Genomic DNA, 19,779 nt, shown 5'->3' on the forward strand with positions numbered 1-19,779 from the left:
CGGCGCCGCGCACCGATAATTGAGTGATGGCAGACAGCACCGACAGCACTCTGGCGCCGATCGGATCGGTGCAGCGCACCAACGTCGGTCGTGAAGCCACCGAGCCGATGCGAGAAGACATCCGGCTGCTCGGTGCGATTCTCGGTGACACGGTCCGAGAACAGAACGGCGACAATATCTTCGACCTCGTCGAAAAGGCGCGGGTCGAGTCATTTCGGGTCCGGCGGTCCGAGATCGACCGCGCCGAACTGGCCGACCTGTTCCGAGATATCGACGTCCACCAGGCGATCCCGGTCATCCGCGCCTTCACCCACTTCGCCTTGTTGGCCAATGTCGCGGAGGACATCCACCGCGAGCGGCGCCGCGCCGTACACGAGGCCGCCGGCGAGCCACCGCAGGACAGCAGCCTGGCCGCCACCTATCGCAAACTCGATGGCGCCCAACTGGACGCGAGCGAGGTCACCGAGGCGTTGTCCGGTGCGTTGGTATCCCCGGTGATCACCGCGCACCCGACCGAGACACGTCGCCGCACGGTCTTCGACACCCAGCACCACATCACCGAACTGATGCGTCTGCGGCTCCACGGGCACACCCGCACCGACAGTGGCCGGGATATCGAAACCGAACTGCGCAGGCACATCCTGACGTTGTGGCAGACGGCGTTGGTCCGGTTGTCGCGCCTGAAGATCTCCGACGAGATCGAAACCGGACTGCGGTATTACCCGGCGGCTTTCCTGGATGTCATCCCGCGGGTCAACGCCGAGGTGCGGGACGCGTTGCAGCAACGCTGGCCGGGCACCGAGGTGCTGGCACAACCGATCCTGCGGCCGGGATCCTGGATCGGCGGTGACCGCGACGGCAACCCCAACGTCACCGCCGAGGTGGTACGGCTGGCCACCGGGCGCGCCGCTTACACGGCCTTCGACCACTACTTCGGCGAGATCTGTGCGCTGGAACAGGAACTGTCGCTTTCCTCGCGGCTGGTGCGGACAAGCCAGGAGATGACCGAACTCGCCGATGCGTGTGCCGAGCCGGCCCGCAGCGACGAGCCCTACCGTCGGGCGCTGCGGGTTATCCACGCCCGGCTGACCGCGACCGCCGTGCGAATCCTCGATGACCAGCCCGCACTCGAGCTCGACCTTGGCCTTGAGCCCTACGAGACGCCCGAGCAGTTGCTGGCAGATCTGGACACCGTGGATGCGTCGCTGCGTGACAACGGGTCCGCCGTGCTGGCCGATGATCGGCTGGCGCGACTGCGGGAAGCGGTGCGGGTCTTCGGTTTTCACCTGTCGGGACTGGACATGCGGCAGAACTCCGAAGTGCACGAGCAGGTGATCGCCGAATTGCTGGCCTGGGCGGGTGTACACCCGGACTATGCCTCGTTGCCCGAGGGAGCCCGGGTCGAATTGCTGGCCGCCGAGATCGCCACCCGCCGCCCGTTGGTGGGCCCCGGTGCGGAGTTGTCCGAACTGGCCGCCAAGGAGCTCGGTATCGTCCGGGCCGCCGCGCGCGCGGTGAAAGTGTTCGGACCGCAGGCCATTCCGAACTACATCATCTCGATGTGTCAGTCGGTATCAGACATGCTGGAAGCGGCAGTCCTGCTCAAGGAGGCCGGACTACTCGCTGCCACCGACGGCGCCGTCCACGCACCGGTGGGCATCGTGCCGTTGTTCGAGACGATCGATGACCTGCAGCGCGGCTCGGCCATTTTGGAGGCCGCGCTGGACCTACCGGTCTACCGGGCTCTGGTGGATGCCCGCGATGGCCAGCAGGAGGTCATGCTCGGCTATTCGGATTCCAACAAGGACGGCGGCTACCTGGCGGCCAACTGGGCGCTCTATCGCGCCGAGCTGGACCTGGTGGATTCGGCGCAGCGGACCGGAATCCGGTTGCGGCTCTTCCACGGTCGCGGGGGCACCGTCGGTCGCGGTGGCGGTCCGAGCTACGACGCCATCCTGGCCCAGCCGCCCGGTGCGGTGAAGGGTTCGCTGCGGATCACCGAACAGGGTGAGGTGATTGCCGCGAAGTACGCCGAGCCGCGGATCGCCCACCGCAACCTGGAGACCTTGCTGGCGGCCACGTTGGAGTCGACTCTGCTGGATGTCGAGGGCCTCGGGGAGGACGCCGAGGACGCCTACCGGGTGCTCGACGACCTGGCGGCCCGCGCCCAGCGCGCATACGCCGAATTGGTGCACGAGACACCGGGATTCGTGGAGTACTTCAAGGCCTCGACGCCGGTCAGCGAGATCGGTGCGCTCAACATCGGTAGCCGGCCGACCTCCCGTAAGCCGACCACGGCGATCTCTGATCTGCGGGCCATCCCGTGGGTGCTGGCCTGGAGCCAGTCTCGGGTGATGCTGCCGGGCTGGTACGGCACCGGCACCGCCTTCGAACAGTTCGTCGCCGGTGACGACGCGAAACTGGAGATCCTGCGCGACCTCTACGCCCGATGGCCGTTCTTCCGTACCGTGCTGTCGAACATGGCCCAGGTGCTGTCCAAGTCGGATCTCGGCCTGGCGGCCCGCTATTCGGAGCTGGTCGCCGACGAGGAGCTGCGGGCCAGGGTCTTCGACAAGATCGTCGACGAGCACGAGCGCACCGTCCGGATGCATGGACTGATCACCGGACAGGATGACCTGCTCGCCGACAATCCCGCGCTGGCCAGGTCGGTGTTCAACCGGTTCCCGTATCTGGAGCCGCTGAATCACCTACAGGTGGAATTGCTGCGCAGATACCGGTCCGGGGACGATGACGAACTGGTGCAACGCGGCATTCTGCTGACGATGAGTGGGTTGGCCAGCGCTCTGCGCAACTCGGGGTAGTGCGATGTGCCACCATCAAAACCACCCGGGCCGTCACCGATGTTCCGCGAGATAACGCTTGCACGGTAACCATATTCGGCGTAGACTCGAACATAAGTTCGAATGCGCCGCGGTTCCCGATCCTTGGATCTGGCGAGCCGCAGACCGCGACTTCGGTCGCCGCGAGGTTCGACGGTCCCTGTCTGGGGGTCGGGCGGGCTGTGTGTGTTTGATGGTGCCCTTGGTTGGGTGCTGTGGGGGAAGTCGGTATCCGTTATGGACGCCACCTGTCTGGATTCGTTTGTTGATGCGTTGATCGATGAGCTTGTTCCGGTGTCAACGGAGAATGATGCCGGGCCGGGCTTGGGTCGGTTGCTGGATTGTCCGCGGCCGGTGGTCGATGACCAGGCGTTACTGGGTGTGTTGGTTGCGGCGGTGAGCGCCCGGAATCTGCTGGATTTTGTGATCGCTTCGGCGGTGGCGTCGGCTGAGCGGACGGGTGTGCCGGGGCGGCGACACCTGCGCACCGGCACCGATCTGCTCAAGCTGTTGGGCATGGCCCCGGGTGCGGCGACCCGCGCGGTACGGGTCGGCCGGATGGCCCCGTCTTTGGGGTCGCTGACGACTGCGCAGCGGTTGGGTGGGATCGGTATCGAGTTCGCCGACGCCGTCGGCAAAGGTGTCACCCATATCGACGCGCGGGTGCCGTTGTCCGAGGACGATCGGGCGGCGGTGGTGCGCGCGTTGATGGTGCAGACCACCCCGGCCGAGGTGGCAGCGAAGGCCCGGGCGATCGCCATCGACCGTGTCGCGGAACTGCCAACCGAGGAGCGGGTGGTGCCGGTCGCCGAAGACACCACGCTGAATGAGATGACCCTGGTCCAGAACGCCGAAGGCCGATTTGCAGTCACCCTCGACCTGGACGTCGGAACCGGGGAAGAACTCTGTGCGGCGCTGGATCCGTTATGCCGACCGGTCCCGCAACCCGACGGGTCGGCGGACCCACGACCTATCGGCGTGCGGCGGGCGGAGGCGCTCGGGCAGGTGTTGCGCACCTATTTGTCGCAGTCGAGGCGGCCGATGTCCGGCGGGGTGCTGCCACACGTCACGTTGATCCGACCAGGGGTGGCAGTGGCGCAGGGCGGTCAGGATACAGTCGATCGGCTCGGGTTCGCCGGACCGGTCAGCGCCGCGACCGCGGACCTGATCGCCTGTGATGCCACGTTGACCAATGTGATCGTCGATCACACCGGAGTACCGCTGGACGTTGGCCGGGCCGAGCGGCTGTTCACCCCGGCGATCCGCAAAGCACTCGGGGTGCGTGACGGTGGGTGTGCCCATCCTGGGTGTGGGCGGCCGGTGTCGTGGTGCGATGCCCACCACATCCAACCCTGGAGCGCCGGTGGCACTACGAGTGTGGACAACGGGGTGTTGTTGTGCCGGCTGCATCACGGCGTGATCCATCACGGTGGCTGGCGGGTCTACCTCGGTAGAGACCGCCATCCCTGGTTCATCCCACCCCGCACGCCGGGGGAACCCGAACCGGAGCATCTGCGATCGCACGCCCGCCGCACCATGACCGACCTACCGACCGCCGCGTGACCAAGCCGCTACCAGATCTCGAAGTACCTTGAAAACTGCACAGTGATAGCGGCCGGACGGCCGATCGCGGACCGAGCCCGGGGGCGGCGAAACTAGAGCCGGGCCGCCCGGCGCAGCTGGGAGACCAGACCACGCACTGCGCTCTCCGTCACCGCGATCGGGGTGGCGATCGTCTCGCCCAGTTCGACTATCGCTTCCACTCTCGCAACGATGAGCTCGAGGCGTTCCACCATCGCGATGAGCCGCGGTGCCAATTCGTCGATGCTGTTGATCGTCGAATTGAAACGGTCCAGCGTGACATCGAGCTCGCCGATCGAGTTGTTCAGCGTCACGACGGTGCGGTCGAGATCGGTCAGCAGAGTTTCCACCTGGACGACAGTGGCGTCGGCGTTCAGCGCTGCCTGCGTCAGCGTCCTGATTCGCCTGGTCGCCGGGCGTGCCCGACCACCGCTTCTGTCTGCCATGAAATCAGTATGCGGTTGAGGGAACCGAATCGGGCGCAGGTGCGTCTGATTCTGTATGGCGAAGTTCTGTTACGGCAGCCCGCGGCTACATCCAGAACCCGGGTCGGCGCGTGCGGTGGCCGACTACCTGGCCGGATACGGTGAAGCGCTGGCGGACAGTCGGTCGGACTGCTCGCCGGATCAGATGGCCGAGGACTGACAACGGGTCCGGCTGAGATCAGGCGGTTCGCGGATCAGAGGTGGGCTGAGCTCGGATGCGCCGAGGTCAGAATGGCGATCAGGAGAGAGCCGAGGTCAGGAAAGAGCCGCGGTCAGGACGGCAACTTGCTCGCCGACGCCTTGTCCAGCAGCCACACGGTCTTCTCCCGGCCCACCGCACCCGCGGCCGGGACGTCCACCGCGTCGGCCCCACCGATCGCCGCGGCCACCGCGTCGGCCTTCTCTTCGCCGGCCACCACCAACCACACCTCCTTGGCGCGTCGCACGGCAGGCAGGGTCAAGGTGATGCGCCGCGGCGGGGGCTTGGGGGAGTCGGTCACGGCCACCACGAGCCGTTCGGCTTCGCGCACCGCGGCAGTATCGGGGAACAGTGAGTTGATGTGTCCTTCGCCGCCCATACCGAGCAGATGGACGTCGAACTCGTCGGGAAGCAGCCGTTCGTACGCCCGTGCGGCACGTTCGGGATCGTCACCGAACTCGCCGTCTGACGCGGCCATGGCGTGCACATTCTCGGTGGGGATCGAGATGCTCTCCAGCAGCGCCTTGCGAGCCTGTCGGAAGTTGCGGTCGGCGTCGTCGTGCGGCACGAAACGCTCATCACCCCAATAGAGATGGACCTTCGCCCAGTCGATGTCCGGGCTGTAACCGGTGACCTGGCGCAGCAGCTCGATGCCGACAGTGCCGCCGGTCAACACCACGTCGGCGCGGCCACGGTTGACGATGGCCGACGTGATGACTCCCACCAGCCGCGCGGCGGCGGCCTTGGCGAGTTCCTGCGCATCGAGATAGGTCTCGACCACCTGCTCAGACATAGCTCACCCTATCGATTCCCTGGAGTGCTTCGAAGTAGATCTCATCGGCGTCGAGGCGCCGCATGTCCTCGGCCAGGCAGTCGCGGGTCTCCCGGCGCGCCAACGGAATCTGGGCGTCCGGCTTGCCGGTCCTGGTGAGCGTCGCGGTGACACCGTCCTGTGGCCGGCTCAGCGTGATCGTCTCGCTGGCGCGGGTGAGCTCGACCTTGAGCTCGCCGACGGCCCGGGTCACCGGGCAGTCCAGCCGACCGGCCAGCCAACCGGCCAAAATATCCAGGGCGGGTTCATCTTTGAGTCCGGACACCACGACCTGGGTGATCGGTTCGTGGGGCGCCTGATCGACCGCCGCCGTCAGCAGGGCCCGCCAGTAGGTGATGCGGCTCCAGGCGAGATCGGTATCGCCGGGGGTGTAACCCGACAGCCTGCTCTTGATGCACGCCAACGGATCCTCGCCGTTGGTGGCATCGGTGATACGCCGAATCGCCAACGTGCCCAGCGGATCCTGCGCAGGCACCGGCGGTGCGAGATCCGGCCACCAGGTCACCACGGGGGTGTCCGGCAGCAGGAACGGGGTGACCACGCTGCTGGCATGGTTGGCCAACGGGCCGGACAACCGGAGTACCACCACTTCGTTGGCGCCGGCGTCGCTGCCGATCCGCAACTGGGCGTCCAGGCGTGCGTCCAGGCTCAACCGGTCGCCGGGAATCACAACGATCACCCGGCACGGGTGCTCGCGGCTTGCCGCATTGGCCGCCTCGATCGAATCCTCAAGGACCGCTTCGGTATCCGGAGCGATCACCAACGTCAGCACCCGGCCCAGGGTGATCGCGCCGCCCTCCTCGCGCAGGGCGACGATCTTCTTGTTGATGGCACCGGTATTGGTATCGGGCAGGTCGATGATCATCGCTGAGCTCCTCGATTCTCCGCGCGTGCACCCGTCACGGCCGCCGCCACTCGCGTCCGACGCGGCGCAACATCTCGAATGCCGACTCCGGGCCCCAGGTCCCGGACTCATAGGTGTCTGGCGTGCCGTGCGACGCCCAGTACTCCAGCGCGGGATCCAGAATCTTCCAGGACAGTTCGACCTCGGCATTGACCGGGAACAGCGATGGTTCGCCGAGCAGCACATCCAGGATCAGCCGCTCATAGGCCTCCGGGGACTCCTCGGCGAACGCCGAACCGTAAGAGAAGTCCATGCTCACATCGCGGACCTCCATGGCATTGCCCGGCACCTTGGAGCCGAAGCGCAGCGTGATGCCCTCGTCGGGCTGCACCCGGATCACCAGGGCGTTCTTGCCGAGTTCCTCGGTCATGGTCTCGTCGAACGGCAGATGCGGCGCCCGCTTGAAGACCAGGGCGATCTCGGTGACCCTACGGCCCAACCGCTTTCCGGTGCGCAGATAGAACGGCACGCCGGCCCACCGACGGGTGTCGACATCGACGGTGATCGCTGCGAAGGTCTCGGTGGTGGAGGTCTGGGAGAACCCCTCCTCGTCGAGCAGCCCGACCACCTTCTCACCGCCCTGCCAGCCCGCGGCGTACTGGCCGCGGGAGGTGGTCTGGTCCAACGGTTCGGCCAGCCGGCTCGCCGCCAGCACCTTGATCTTCTCGGCCTGCAATTCGGCGGGGGAGAAGCTCACCGGCTCCTCCATCGCCGTCAGCGCCAGCAGCTGGATCAGATGGTTCTGGATCACATCGCGGGCCGCGCCGACACCGTCGTAGTAACCGCCCCGGCCGCCCAGACCGATGTCCTCGGCCATGGTGATCTGGACATGGTCGACGTAATGGGCGTTCCAGATCGGCTCGAACATCTCGTTGGCAAACCGCAGCGCCAGGATGTTCTGCACCGTCTCCTTGCCCAGATAGTGGTCGATGCGAAACACCGACGACTCCGGGAACACGCTGTTGACCAGACCGTTGAGCTCCTCGGCGCTCTTCAGGTCGTGACCGAACGGCTTCTCGATGACCACCCGGCTCCAGCTGTCACCGTCCTTGGCGGCCAAGCCCGACCGGGACAGCTGCTCGAGCACCTGCGGGAACGCCTTCGGCGGGATCGACAGGTAGAACGCGTGATTGCCGTTGGTACCCCCCGCTCGACATCGAGGGTGTGCAACGTCTCGGCCAGATGTCCGAAGGCCTCGTCGTCATCGAAGGCGCCCTGGACGAACCGGAAACCCTCCGCCAGCCGATCCCAGACCTCCTGCCGGAACGGGGTCCGAGCGTGCTGCTTGACCGCGTCGTAGACGACCTGGCCGAAATCCTCGTCGGCCCAGTCCCGCCGCGCGAATCCGACGAGGGCGAAGCTCGGCGGCAGCAGTCCGCGGTTGGCAAGGTCGTAGATCGCCGGCATCAGTTTCTTGCGGGCCAGATCGCCGGTGACCCCGAAGATCACCACCGCACACGGCCCCGCGATACGGGGCATGCGCTTATCGCGCTTGTCCCGCAGCGGGTTGTGCCATGTCGATGCCTCGGCTGTGCTCATCGCGTGTCCTCTGCTGTCGCGTCGGAGAGGGGGCGGTTCTCGGCCTACTTCTTGGCGGCTTACTTCTTGGCTGCGTCGAGCTGTCCCTGGGTGGCCTCCATCAGCTCGGCCCAGGACTTCTCGAACTTCTCCACGCCCTCTTCCTCGAGGGTGATGAACACATCGTCCTTGTCGATCCCGACCGCGACCAGGGCGTCGAAGACACCCTGCGCCTCGGCGGCGGTACCGCTGACCGTGTCACCGGTGACCACGCCATGGTCGGCGACAGCGTCCAGCGTCTTCTCCGGCATGGTGTTCACCGTGTTCGGCGCCACCAGCTCGGTGACGTACAGGGTGTCGGAGTAGTCCGGGTTCTTGACCCCCGTCGACGCCCACAGCGGACGCTGGGCCCGGGCGCCATCGGCCTTGAGCGCGGCGAACCGCTCGCCACCGAACAGCTCCTCATACGCCGCATAGGCCAGCCGCGCGTTGGCCACGCCGGCTTTGCCGCGCAGATCGAGCGCCTCCTGGGAGCCGATCTTCTCCAGCCGGGCATCGATCTCCGTGTCGACGCGCGAGACGAAGAAGGATGCGACGGAGTGGATCTTGGACAGGTCGTGGCCGGCCTCCTTGGCCTTCTCCAGGCCCGTCAGGTAGGCATCGATGACCGCCTTGTGCCGTTCCACCGAGAAGATCAGCGTCACATTTACCGAGATGCCCTCGGCGATCACCGCGGTGATCGCGGGCAGACCGGCCTGCGTGGCGGGGATCTTGATCAGCAGGTTGGGCCGGTCGACGATCTTCCACAGCTCGATCGCTTGCAGGATCGTCTTGTCGGTGTCATGCGCCAGACGCGGGTCGACCTCGATGGAGACCCGGCCGTCGACGCCGTCGGTGGCCTCGTAGGTCTTGGACAGCACATCGCAGGCATTGCGGACATCGTCGGTGGTGACGGTGCGGATGGTGGCATCCACATCGGCGCCCTGGGCCGCGAGCTCGTTGACCTGCTCGTCGTAGGCATCACCCTTGGACAGCGCAGCCTGGAAGATCGACGGGTTGGTGGTCACGCCGACGACGCTCTTGGTGGCGATCAGATCGGCGAGGTTGCCGGTCTGCAACCGCTCACGCGACAGGTCGTCGAGCCAGACGGATACGCCGGCGGCGGAGAGTGCGGCCAGATTTTCGTTCTGAGACATGGTGTTTCGCCTTACCTTCTAGTTATCGAGGGTGCGTTCGGCGGCGGCGACGACGTTTTCGGCGGTGAAGCCGAACTCGCGGAACAGCGTCTTGTCGTCGGCGGATTCGCCGTAGTGCTCGATCGAGACGATCTCGCCGGTGTCTCCGACGAGCTTGTGCCACGGCTGGGCGATCCCGGCCTCGACGGCCACCCGGGCCGACACACCTGGCGGAAGAACCGAGTCGCGGTATTCCTTGGGCTGGCTCTCGAACCACTCCACGCACGGCATCGAGACCACGGCCGCCACCACATCCTTCTCGGCAAGCAGCTTCTTGGCCTCCACGGCCAGCTGCAATTCCGAACCGGTGGCGATGATGATGACGTCCGCCTCGGTGGCGTCACCGCCGCCGAGCACGTACCCACCCTTGGCGACACCATCGGAATCGGTGCCCTCCAGGACCGGGATGCCCTGGCGGGTCAGGATGAAACCGACCGGGCCGCTGCCGTTGCCGCGGGCGATGATGCTGCGCCAGGCGTAGGCGGTCTCGTTCGGGTCGCCGGGACGCACGACGGACAGATTGGGGATGGCGCGTAGCGCCGCGAGGTGCTCGATCGGCTGGTGGGTGGGGCCGTCCTCGCCCAGGCCGATCGAATCGTGCGTCCAGATGTAGATGGTGTCGATGTCCATCAGCGAGGCCAACCGCACCGCGGGACGCATGTAATCGGAGAACTGTAGGAAGGTGCCACCGAATGCGCGGGTGGGACCGTGCAACACGATGCCGGACAGGATCGAGCCCATCGCGTGCTCGCGGATGCCGAAGTGCAGCACCCGGCCGTACCAGTCGGCGCTGAAATCGTCGGTCGAGATGCTAGGCGGTCCGAAGGACTTCACACCCTTGATGGTGGTGTTGTTGCTGCCGGCGAGATCGGCTGAGCCACCCCACAGTTCGGGCAGCTTCGGCGCGACGTCGTTGAGAACCTGGCCGAACGCGGCACGGGTGGCCACCGCCTTGGAACCCGGCTCCCAGTACGTCAGGTCGGCGTCCCACCCCTCGGGCAGTTCCTCTGCGGTGAGCCGGTCCAGGAGCTTCTTGCGCTCGGGCTCACGCTGGGCCCAGGCGTCGAAATCGGTCTGCCACTTCTCGTGCGCCTCGCGGCCGCGGTCGACGAGCTTGCGGGTGTGCTCGATGACCTCGGGCCGCACCTCGAACTTCTTCTCCGGGTCGAAGCCGAGGATCTTCTTGGTCGCGGCGACCTCGTCATCGCCGAGCGCCGAGCCGTGCACGCCGCCGGTGTTCATCTTGGTGGGGGCGGGGTAGCCGATGATGGTGCGCAATGAGATGAACGACGGCTTGTCGGTGACCTTCTTGGCCTCGGCGATGGCCGCCTCGATCCCGACGACGTTCTCGCCGCCCTCGACCTCCTGGACGTGCCAGCCGTAGGCGCGGTAGCGGTCGGCCACATTCTCGCTCAGCGCGATATCGGTGTCGTGCTCGATGGAGATGTGGTTCTTGTCATAGAAGACGATCAAGTTGCCCAGCTGCTGGGTACCGGCCAGCGACGAGGCCTCGCTGGTGACGCCCTCCTCGATGTCTCCATCGGAGGCGATCACGTAGATGTAGTGGTCGAACGGGCTGGTGCCCGCCGGAGCATCGGGATCGAACAGGCCGCGCTCGTAGCGGGCGGCCATCGCCATGCCGACCGCCGAGGCCAGGCCCTGGCCGAGCGGCCCGGTCGTGATCTCGACACCCTTGGTGTGCCGGAACTCCGGGTGCCCGGGCGTCTTGGACTTCCAGGTGCGTAGCGCCTCGATGTCCTCCAGTTCCAGACCGAAGCCGCCCAAGAACAGCTGCAGATAGATGGTCAGGCTGGAATGGCCGCAGGACAGCACGAAGCGGTCGCGGCCGATCCAATGGGTGTCGGACGGGTCATGGCGCAGCTGGCGCTGGAACAGGGTGTACGCCAACGGGGCGAGGCTCATGGCGGTACCGGGGTGGCCGTTACCGACCTTCTGCACGGCGTCGGCGGCCAGTACCCGCACGGTATCCACGGCGGCCGAATCGACCTCGGTCCAGTCGTCGGGATGGTTCGGTTGTGTGAGGGCAGAGATTTCTTCGACGGTGGTCACTACCTTCACTCCTACTTTCACAAAACGGTGGACTGGCTACCTGAACCACCCTAATGCCGTCGAATCATCCGGCGCAGGCCGGTCAGGGCCCGCGGGGACAGTGTTCACCGTGGGATTCACCCGGGAACCGACCCTGCGGTGTCGGGCCGATCGGGGTGCGGTCTACCATCGTCTGTAGTAGAAGCCCGCGTGACCGCTGCCCGAGGAGTTATTTGCGTGAGCATTCGCGAGCGCCGGTCGGTCAGTAGGGAACCGAGTCGGATCCGCACCACAGTGTTGGCATACGTGGCGTTGACCAAGCCGCGCGTCATCGAGTTGTTGCTGGTGACAGCCATCCCGGCCATGTTGTTGGCCAACCGTGGCACCGTCGATCCGGTACTCATCCTGAACACCCTGATCGGCGGCATGATGGCCGCGGCAGGCGCCAACACGCTCAACTGCGTGGCTGATGCCGATATCGACAAGGTCATGAAACGCACGGCGCTGCGGCCGCTGGCCAAAGCCTCGGTACCCACGCGCAACGCCCTGATCTTCGGGCTGCTGCTCACCGTCGGATCGTTCGCCTGGCTGTGGTGGACCACCAACCTGCTCTCCGGCGTACTGGGCCTGGTGACCATCGCGTTCTACGTGTTCGTCTACACGTTGCTGCTCAAGCGTCGCACCTCGCAGAACGTCGTATGGGGCGGGGCAGCGGGCTGCATGCCGGTGATGATCGGCTGGTCGGCCGTCACCGGCACCATCCAGTGGCCGGCGTTGGTGATGTTCCTCATCATCTTCTTCTGGACGCCACCGCACACCTGGGCGCTGGCCATGCGGTACAAGGAAGATTACAAAGCCGCCGGTGTGCCGATGCTGCCCGTGGTGGCGACCGAGCGCCAGGTCACCCGGCAGATCCTGATCTACACCTGGTTGACCGTGCTCACCACCCTGACCCTGGTGCTGGCCACCGGTTGGCTCTACGCCGCGGTCGCCACCCTGGCCGGTGTGTGGTTCCTGGTCATGGCCCATCAGCTCTACTCCGGGGTCAAGCGCGGTGAGCCGGTGAAACCGCTGCGACTGTTCCTGCAGTCGAACAACTACCTCGCCGTGGTGTTCTGCGCGCTCGCGGTCGACTCGGCCCTGGCGCTGCCCCAACTGTTCTAGCCCGTCCTGCCGTAACTCGGGCGAAATATCGCGGTAGCCGTCCGGGCCTATGGTCTGGGACCTATGCGGAAAATTCTGACTCATCCGGCGATGCAGATTGGGGTCGCCGCGATCGGCGGCATCCTGTTCGGGCTGGCGGTCGGTGACTGGGCGGCGAACCTGAAGTTCGTCGGCGACTTGTTCATCCGGCTTATCCAGATGTCGATCGTCCCGTTGGTGATGGCATCGGTGATCGTCGCGACCGGATCGATGACCGGCACCGGCACCGGCAAGATCGCCGCCCGCACCTTCGGCTGGATGCTCGGGTTCTCGGTGATCGCGGCGCTGCTGGCGTGGGGACTGAGCGTGCTGATCCGGCCAGGGGCCGGTATCGAGTTCACCGGTCCCGTCGACGCCGGGTTGCAGGAGTCCGCGCAGGAGGCCCTCGGCTGGCAGGACACTCTGCTCAACTTCGTCTCCACCAACATCTTCGCCGCGATGTCGACGGCGACCATGGTGCCCATCATCGTGTTCTCACTTCTGTTCGGGATCGCGCTGCGCATCCAGGTCACCAAGACCGGGGACACCCGGGTGCTGAGCTTCGTCGACCAGATCCAGCAGATCGTGCTGACGATGATCCGGCTGGTGATGTACATCGCCCCGGTCGGTGTTTTCTGTCTGCTGGCGGCGTTGGCGGGCGATGTCGGGTTCGCCGTGGTGACCACCGCGCTGAAGTATCTGGGCGCCACTCTCGCCGGCGTGCTCATCCTGTTCGTGGTGTTCGTCGCCGTGGTGACCGTCCGGACCCGGCTCAATCCATGGCTGTTGCCGGGCAAGCTCACCGAACAGACCGCCATCGCCGTCACCACCACCAGTTCGGCGGTGACCTTCCCCACGGTGCTGCGTAACACCGTCGAGAAGGTCGGGGTGAGTCAGAAGGTGGCCAACTTCACCCTGTCGGTGGGGCTGACCATGGGCTCCTACGGGGCGGTCCTCAACTACATGATCGTGGTCATGTTCCTGGCGCAGGCCGGCGACATCGAGCTGAGCATTGGGCAGATCGTGCTCGGCATGGGGTTGGCCATCCTGCTCAACATGGGCACCATCACCGTTCCCGGCGGATTCCCCGTCGTGGCGATGTTCCTCGCGACATCGCTGGGGCTGCCGTTCCAAGCCGTCGGCCTGCTGATCGCCGTGGACTGGTTCGCGGGGATCTTCCGCACCTTCCTCAACGTCAACGGTGACACCTTCGTCGCGATGCTGGTTGCCGACGCCGACGACGAGATCGACCGCGACGTGTACTACGGCAACAAGACCGTGACTGCCGAGGAGATCGACCTCGACGAGTATCAGGACGTGATGGCGCGCGCCGACGCGGTGGACTGAGCGCTGGCTACCATCTGGCGGTATGACGGTGCAGTGGTCGGTGCGGGGGCTGGCCGGAATCATGGTGATGCTGGCGTTGACGGCATGTTCGGGCGGTGCGCCACCCGGACAACCCGGCACCGCCGAGGACTTCGCGGCCGGTGGTGCCACCGCGGCACCGGCTCCGCTGACCGGGCCGGCGCAGAAGGCGCCCGCGCCGCAGGCCCCGCAAGCACCGCAGGCCGTCCCGAGAGACATCGTCAAAACCGCAACCATGACCGTCACGGTGGCTGATCCGGGCGATCCGGTCATCGCCGCGGACAAGGCCGCCGGCATCGCCGGTGACGCGGGCGGTCGCGTCGACAGTCGCACCGAGTACGGCGGCTCGGAGACCGACCCCGCTCGCGTCGCGCTGATGTTGCGCGTGCCCGCCGACAAACTGGACGGGGTGATCGAGGACCTCAAGGGCCTGGGCACCGTGGATGCGCTGGACATTCGGGCCGAGGACGTCACCAGCCAGCGCGTCGACCTGGACGCCCGGATCGCGGCATTGCAGACTTCGGTGGATCGGCTATTGGCGATCATGCGTGACGCGCGTGACCCCTCGGCGCTGATCGAGGCCGAGAACGCGCTGTCGCAGCGCCAGGCGGATCTGGACAGTCTGCGTGCCCAGCGGGCGGCACTCGGCGATCAGATCGCGCTGAGCTCCATCACCGTGGACCTTGTCGCGCCGGTCGCCGGCGGACCGGCACCTCGGCAGTACCAGGGTTTCTTCGGTCAGGTCCAGCGGGGCTGGGATGCCCTGGTGGACACCGGAACCCATATGTTCCTGCTCGTCGGACTGATGCTGCCGTGGGCGGGCGCGGCGCTGGTGCTGCTGGCCCTCGTCTATGCCGTGATCCGGGTGGCCCGGCTGCGCCGTTAGGGCACGAGCACGATCGAGCCGACGGTGCGGCGACCCTGCAGATCGGTGTGCGCGCGGGCCGCCTCGGCCAGCGGGTAACGCTCGCTGACGGTGATGGTGATCGACCCGTCGGCGATGGCATTGATGAGTTCGCCTGCCCGCCAAGAGAATTCGTCGGCGGTCCGGGTGTAGGCGCCGAGGCTGGGCCGGGTCAGGAACACCGAACCCGCGGCGTTGAGGCGCTGCGGGTCGAACGGCGGCACCGGGCCGCTGGCGGCACCGAACAGCGCCAGCGTTCCGCGCACGGCAAGGCTGGCCAGGCTGGCCTCGAACGTCGACGCGCCGACACCGTCGTACACCGCGGCCACTCCGCCGCCGGAAAGCTTCTTGACGGTCGCGCCGAACTGCTCGGCATCCTCGGGATAATCGAGAACCTCGACCGCACCGGCCCGCCGGGACAGCTCGGCCTTCTCCGGTGTCGACGCGGTGGTGATCACCTTGGTGCCCAGGCTGGTGGCCCACTGGGTCAGGATCAGCCCGACCCCGCCCGCGCCCGCGTGCACCAGGATGGTGTCGCCCGGTTGCACCGCGTACACCGACTTGAGCAGATAGTGCGCCGTCATGCCCTTCAGCAGCGCCGAGGCCACCTGGTCGGGGGCCACGCCCTCGGGCACGTAGGCCACGAAATCGGCTGGGGCCACACAATAGTCGGCATAGGCCCCGACCGCATTGGCGGTGACCACCCGGTCACCGACGCTGAGCGCGGCGACGTCATCGCCGACGGCGGCGATGGTGCCGCATACCTCGGTGCCGGAGATGAACGGCGTCTCCCGCGGGTACAGCCCCGACCGGAAGTAGGTGTCGATGAAGTTCACGCCGATCGCTTCGGCGCGGATCAGCACCTGGCCGGGGCCGGGGGAGGGCTCGGGCTTCTCGACGTAGGTCAGGACCTCAGGTCCGCCGGTCTGGGCGACTTCGATGGCATGCATACCCCCTATCATCCACGTGTGAAGCTCGCCCGGCCTGATCTCTTCCATCCGCGCATCGTTCTGGCCAGTTGTGCCGCCCTGCCCGAAGGGGACAGCGATGACGACGGGCTGGTCAATGCGCTGCGTGGGCGTGGTCTGCACGTGCAATGGTGTGCCTGGGACGATCCGGCGACGTTGGAAGTCGACCTGGTGGTGCTGCGCGCAACCTGGGACTACACCGAGCGCATCGGTGAGTTCCTGGCCTGGACGCGGGCGGTGCGCAATCTGCTGAACCCACCGGAGATGGTCGCCTGGAACACCGATAAGCACTATCTGCTGGACCTGGCCGATGACGGACTGCCAATCGTGCCGACCCGGTACTTCGCGGCCGATCAGGCTGTCCGGGTGCCCGACGGGGAGGTGGTGGTCAAACCCGCCGTCGGTGCCGGTTCCGCGGGCGCTCAGCGGTTCGTCGACGCCGAATCCGCATTGGCCCACGCCGCCCGGTTGCAGGCCGACGGGCGGGCGGTGCTGGTGCAGCCCTACGACCCGCGCATCGCCGTGGGTGAGACCGCGCTGGTCTTCCTCAACGGCCAACCCTCGCACGCCTTCACGAAGGGGCCGATCCTGCCGCCCGCCGGGCGCGAGCCCGAGTTCGAGGAGACCGGTACGTTCGCCGCCGAGAAGCTCGGGTCCGCGGACCCGGCCGAGGAGGTGTGGGAGCTCGGCCATGCCGCGGTGGCCGCCGCCACCCATCGGTTCGGCATCGCCACCGGCGATCTGCTCTACGCCAGGGTCGACGTCATCGGCGGCGCCGAGGATCCTCGGCTGCTGGAACTGGAACTTGTCGAGCCGTCCCTGGGCTTCCGTCAGCTCCCGGCGACCGAAAAGCAGCGTGCCGAGCGCGAATACGCCGTGGGCGTCGAATCCGCGCTACAGCGGCTGGGTCTCGGTCCGCTGTCGCACCGGGACCGCTAGGCCGAGTCGGCGAGGCGTACACCGGTCTGCACGTCGAACCGGTGCACGTCGCGGGCGGACAGGGCGACGGGCGTGCCGACGGGAATATCGCTCAGAGCCGGCGCGTCGACCACGCTGGTCAGCTGCTGATCGGCTGCACGCAGCGTGACGATGGCGCGCGGACCGAGCAGTTCGACGAGTTCGACCACCACCGAGGCCTGTGCGTCCGGGGTCAGGAGCAGATCGTCGGCTCGTACCCCGATGGTGACCGCGGCGGCATCCGGTCCACCGACATCGATCCGCACGCCGGCATCCGTGCGCAGTTGCCCACCGGTTACCGCGCCATCGATCAGGTTCATCTTCGGGCTGCCGACGAAAGTCGCCACGAAGGTGTCCGCCGGTCGCCGGTAAACCTCCGCGGGCGGCCCGGCCTGGGCGATGCGACCTTCGCGCATCACCACGATGCGGTCCGAGAGGGTCATCGCCTCTTCCTGGTCATGGGTCACATACAGCGAGGTGATGCCCAATTTGCGTTGCAGGCGCAGCAATTCGGTGCGGGTCTCCACCCGCAACTTGGCATCGAGATTGCTCAGGGGCTCGTCGAACAGGAACACCGCGGGCTCGCGGATGATGGCCCGGCCGATCGCGACACGCTGCTGCTGGCCGCCGGACAAATCCTTTGGCTTGCGTTCGACCAGCTTTCCCAGACCGAGTGATTCGGCGACCTCGTCGGCCCGACGCAGTGCCTCGTCACGCCCGATCTTCTTGGCACGCAACGGGAAAGCGATGTTCTCCCGCACAGTCAGATGCGGGTAGAGCGCATAGTTCTGGAACACCATCGCGATATCGCGATCCTTGGGCTCCAGGTGGGTGACGTCCCGGTCGCCGATGTGGATGGTGCCGCTGCTGACCTGTTCCAGACCGGCGAGCATGCGCAGCGAGGTGGTCTTACCGCACCCCGAGGGGCCGACCAGGACTGTCATGCTGCCGTCGGCCAGCTCCAGATCGAGATCCGAGACGACTGTGGCCGATCCGTAGGATTTGCCGACTCCCGTGAACGTCACCGATGCCATGGAAAATGCAACCTCACTTGTCTAGTACTTGACCGCGCCGCCGCTGATCCCTTGGACCAGGCGTCGCTGGATGAAGAAGCTCGCAACCACGACCGGGATGATCGCGATCATGATCGCCGCACTCATGGTGCCGATCTGCACACCGCGGAAGGTGTTGAAGTTCGCGATCGCCACCGGCAGGATCGCGGCGTTTCCGGGTGCCAGGATCAGCCCGTAGAACAGGTCGTTCCAGGACAGCGTGAAACCGAAGATCCCAGCGGCGCCGATCCCCGGGAACACCTGCGGCAGCACCACCATCCGGAAGGCCTGCCAGCGGGTGAACCCGTCCACGCGAGCCTGCTCCTCCAGCGACGCGGGTACGGCCTCGAAGAACCCGATCAGGAACCAGGTCACCAGCGGCAGGACGAAGGACAGATGCGCGAAGATGACCGGGACGATGGTGTCGGTCAACCGCAGTGCATGCGCCATGGTCAGGAACGGGAACACCATCACCGCCGGCGGAACCACCTGCGCGGCAAGCATCCCGAAACGGGTCAGCGATCCGCCCGCGCGGTACTTGGCGATCACGTAGGCACCCATGCTGCCCACCACCAGGCTGATCGCCACGGTGATCACACCGACCAGCGCGCTGCGTCCCGCTGCGGCGAACACCCCGGAGTCGAACACCGCCTGCCAGTTGGCCAGGCTGGGTGTGAAGGCGATGAGGAAGGGTTCCGACATCTGCTCGGGTGTCTTGAAACTGGCCAGCGCCACCCAGGCGATCGGGAAGAGCACGAAGACAAAGGCCGCGGTCAGAAATGCCAGCCGCAGCACCTGTAACGGGCGCACTCCGGTGCGAGCTGTGCTCATCGGGCTGTGCTCCGTTCCGCCGCGCGGTTGCGCTCCATGGCACGGAAGGCCACCACGATGACGGCCAGCACGAGTACCAGCACGATGAAGGCCATCGCACTGGCCTGGGCCAGCCGGAAGAACTGGATGCCCTCCAGGTACATGTAGAACTGCAGGGTCTGGGTTTCGGTGCCCGGCCCGCCACGGGTGGTGGCGTAGACGTATTCGAACACCCGCAGTGCGTCCAGGCCCCGCAACAGCACCGCCACCGTCAGCACCGGGGCGAGCATCGGGATGAGAACCCTGCGCAGCCGGTACACCGGACCGGCCCCGTCGACCTTGGCGGCCTCCATGGGTTGCTTGGGCATGGACTCCAGGCCGGCAAGGATCAGCAGAACCATGAACGGCGTCCACTGCCAGACATCGACGAAGGCCAGTGTCAGCAATGCCTTTCCGGCGCCGAAGAAGTCGTAGTCGGCACCGACGGCGTGCAACAGCGCCGGGACAGCGCCGATCTGGTCATTGAGCAGGAAGCGGAAGATCAGGCCGACGGCAATGGGAGTGATGAACATCGGCGCCAGCACGATGGCCCGGGACAGGTCCTTGGCCCAGCGCTGCTGGTGCAGGGCCAACGCCAGGGCGAAACCGAGCACCAGTTCGGCGCTGACGGCGATCAACACGTAGCCGCCGGTGGTGGCGAAGGCCTCCCAGAACGCCGAATTGGACAGGGCGGAGGTGAAATTGGCGACGCCGACGAAGTCGGGCTGGCCGCGATCGGTCAGCTTGTAGTCGGTCACTGACAGATACGCCGCGTAACAGAGCGGGAATCCGACGGCCACGGCAAACAGGGCGAGCAACGGCATCAACATGCCACGCGTGAAATTCATCGGTGCCACCC

16 protein-coding genes and 1 pseudogene are annotated in these 19,779 nt (G+C 66.4%); 7 read left to right on the top strand and 10 right to left on the bottom strand.

The annotated features are described in order from the left end of the window. Window positions 1–26: 26 nt before the first annotated feature. Window positions 27–2,822 carry a phosphoenolpyruvate carboxylase gene (gene ppc, locus PGN27_RS00325; protein WP_335324286.1) on the top strand — a complete coding sequence of 932 codons (2,796 nt, stop codon included), beginning with the start codon at window positions 27–29 and terminating at the stop codon, window positions 2,820–2,822. A gap of 312 nt (window positions 2,823–3,134) precedes the next feature. Continuing rightward, window positions 3,135–4,403: an HNH endonuclease signature motif containing protein gene (locus PGN27_RS00330; protein WP_335324287.1), complete on the top strand. Its 1,269-nt coding sequence runs from the start codon at window positions 3,135–3,137 to the stop codon at window positions 4,401–4,403. A 92-nt stretch (window positions 4,404–4,495) separates the two neighbouring features. Here the strand turns inward: PGN27_RS00330 and PGN27_RS00335 are convergent, their stop codons facing one another. Then, window positions 4,496–4,867: an ATPase gene (locus PGN27_RS00335; protein ID WP_335324288.1), complete on the bottom strand. Its 372-nt coding sequence runs from the start codon at window positions 4,865–4,867 to the stop codon at window positions 4,496–4,498. 55 nt (window positions 4,868–4,922) lie between these two features. On the opposite strand from PGN27_RS00335, the gene PGN27_RS00340 reads away from it, so the two are divergent. Continuing rightward, complete coding sequence (locus PGN27_RS00340; protein ID WP_155944852.1) at window positions 4,923–5,066, top strand: hypothetical protein; 144 nt, start codon at window positions 4,923–4,925, stop codon at window positions 5,064–5,066. A gap of 112 nt (window positions 5,067–5,178) precedes the next feature. On the opposite strand, the gene pgl is transcribed toward PGN27_RS00340, so the two are convergent. The 5 genes and pseudogenes from pgl to tkt form a co-directional block, all read right to left on the bottom strand. Then, complete coding sequence (gene pgl, locus PGN27_RS00345) at window positions 5,179–5,898, bottom strand: 6-phosphogluconolactonase (RefSeq protein WP_335324289.1); 720 nt, start codon at window positions 5,896–5,898, stop codon at window positions 5,179–5,181. Beyond that, a complete protein-coding gene (gene opcA, locus PGN27_RS00350) occupies window positions 5,891–6,802 on the bottom strand; it encodes a glucose-6-phosphate dehydrogenase assembly protein OpcA (RefSeq protein WP_019513101.1) in 912 nt (303 codons plus the stop codon). Before opcA ends, pgl begins: the two co-directional genes overlap by 8 nt. 34 nt (window positions 6,803–6,836) lie before the next feature. Then, a pseudogene (gene zwf, locus PGN27_RS00355) lies at window positions 6,837–8,380 on the bottom strand (glucose-6-phosphate dehydrogenase). A gap of 59 nt (window positions 8,381–8,439) precedes the next feature. After that, window positions 8,440–9,555, bottom strand: coding sequence for a transaldolase (gene tal, locus PGN27_RS00360; RefSeq protein ID WP_335324290.1), 1,116 nt, complete (start codon window positions 9,553–9,555; stop codon window positions 8,440–8,442). 18 nt (window positions 9,556–9,573) lie between these two features. Further along, window positions 9,574–11,664 carry a transketolase gene (gene tkt / locus PGN27_RS00365; RefSeq protein ID WP_335324291.1) on the bottom strand — a complete coding sequence of 697 codons (2,091 nt, stop codon included), beginning with the start codon at window positions 11,662–11,664 and terminating at the stop codon, window positions 9,574–9,576. Between the two features lie 216 nt (window positions 11,665–11,880). Between tkt and PGN27_RS00370 the strand changes: the two genes are divergently transcribed. The 3 genes from PGN27_RS00370 (at window position 11,881) to PGN27_RS00380 (ending at window position 15,076) form a co-directional block, all read left to right on the top strand. Next, window positions 11,881–12,807, top strand: coding sequence for a heme o synthase (locus PGN27_RS00370; RefSeq protein ID WP_335324292.1), 927 nt, complete (start codon window positions 11,881–11,883; stop codon window positions 12,805–12,807). 90 nt (window positions 12,808–12,897) lie between these two features. Further along, entirely contained in the window at window positions 12,898–14,172 is a 1,275-nt protein-coding gene (locus PGN27_RS00375; protein WP_335324293.1) for a dicarboxylate/amino acid:cation symporter, read from the top strand. Between the two features lie 70 nt (window positions 14,173–14,242). Continuing rightward, window positions 14,243–15,076 (top strand): DUF4349 domain-containing protein, encoded by an 834-nt coding sequence (locus PGN27_RS00380; protein ID WP_418888539.1) that lies wholly within the window; start codon window positions 14,243–14,245, stop codon window positions 15,074–15,076. Here the strand turns inward: PGN27_RS00380 and PGN27_RS00385 are convergent. Next, a complete protein-coding gene (locus PGN27_RS00385) occupies window positions 15,073–16,044 on the bottom strand; it encodes a quinone oxidoreductase family protein (protein WP_335324295.1) in 972 nt (323 codons plus the stop codon). The genes PGN27_RS00380 and PGN27_RS00385 overlap by 4 nt on opposite strands. Before the next feature lie 18 nt (window positions 16,045–16,062). On the opposite strand from PGN27_RS00385, the gene PGN27_RS00390 reads away from it, so the two are divergent. Beyond that, window positions 16,063–17,001: an ATP-grasp domain-containing protein gene (locus tag PGN27_RS00390; RefSeq protein WP_335324296.1), complete on the top strand. Its 939-nt coding sequence runs from the start codon at window positions 16,063–16,065 to the stop codon at window positions 16,999–17,001. Here PGN27_RS00390 and PGN27_RS00395 read toward each other — a convergent pair. The 3 genes from PGN27_RS00395 to PGN27_RS00405 are packed head-to-tail and all read right to left on the bottom strand — an operon-like array spanning window position 16,998 to window position 19,768. After that, window positions 16,998–18,053, bottom strand: coding sequence for an ABC transporter ATP-binding protein (locus tag PGN27_RS00395; RefSeq protein WP_335324297.1), 1,056 nt, complete (start codon window positions 18,051–18,053; stop codon window positions 16,998–17,000). The genes PGN27_RS00390 and PGN27_RS00395 overlap by 4 nt on opposite strands. Window positions 18,054–18,074: 21 nt before the next feature. Beyond that, complete coding sequence (locus PGN27_RS00400) at window positions 18,075–18,902, bottom strand: carbohydrate ABC transporter permease (RefSeq protein ID WP_335324298.1); 828 nt, start codon at window positions 18,900–18,902, stop codon at window positions 18,075–18,077. After that, window positions 18,899–19,768, bottom strand: a complete 870-nt coding sequence (locus tag PGN27_RS00405; RefSeq protein ID WP_335324299.1) for a carbohydrate ABC transporter permease — start codon at window positions 19,766–19,768, stop codon at window positions 18,899–18,901. The genes PGN27_RS00400 and PGN27_RS00405 overlap by 4 nt, the downstream gene beginning before the upstream one ends. Window positions 19,769–19,779: the final 11 nt, after the last annotated feature.

It is taken from the genome of Mycolicibacterium neoaurum (assembly GCF_036946495.1).
GTDB lineage: Bacteria > Actinomycetota > Actinomycetes > Mycobacteriales > Mycobacteriaceae > Mycobacterium > Mycobacterium neoaurum_B.

Coding starts and splice junctions, on each gene's coding strand:
- ppc (WP_335324286.1), top strand. CDS start 27: ATGGCAGACAGCACCGACAGCACTCTGGCGCCGATCGGATCGGTGCAG.
- tal (WP_335324290.1), bottom strand. CDS start 9,555: ATGTCTCAGAACGAAAATCTGGCCGCACTCTCCGCCGCCGGCGTATCC.
- PGN27_RS00400 (WP_335324298.1), bottom strand. CDS start 18,902: ATGAGCACAGCTCGCACCGGAGTGCGCCCGTTACAGGTGCTGCGGCTG.
- PGN27_RS00395 (WP_335324297.1), bottom strand. CDS start 18,053: ATGGCATCGGTGACGTTCACGGGAGTCGGCAAATCCTACGGATCGGCC.
- PGN27_RS00340 (WP_155944852.1), top strand. CDS start 4,923: ATGGCGAAGTTCTGTTACGGCAGCCCGCGGCTACATCCAGAACCCGGG.
- pgl (WP_335324289.1), bottom strand. CDS start 5,898: ATGTCTGAGCAGGTGGTCGAGACCTATCTCGATGCGCAGGAACTCGCC.
- PGN27_RS00405 (WP_335324299.1), bottom strand. CDS start 19,768: ATGAATTTCACGCGTGGCATGTTGATGCCGTTGCTCGCCCTGTTTGCC.
- PGN27_RS00335 (WP_335324288.1), bottom strand. CDS start 4,867: ATGGCAGACAGAAGCGGTGGTCGGGCACGCCCGGCGACCAGGCGAATC.
- opcA (WP_019513101.1), bottom strand. CDS start 6,802: ATGATCATCGACCTGCCCGATACCAATACCGGTGCCATCAACAAGAAG.
- PGN27_RS00375 (WP_335324293.1), top strand. CDS start 12,898: ATGCAGATTGGGGTCGCCGCGATCGGCGGCATCCTGTTCGGGCTGGCG.
- PGN27_RS00385 (WP_335324295.1), bottom strand. CDS start 16,044: ATGCATGCCATCGAAGTCGCCCAGACCGGCGGACCTGAGGTCCTGACC.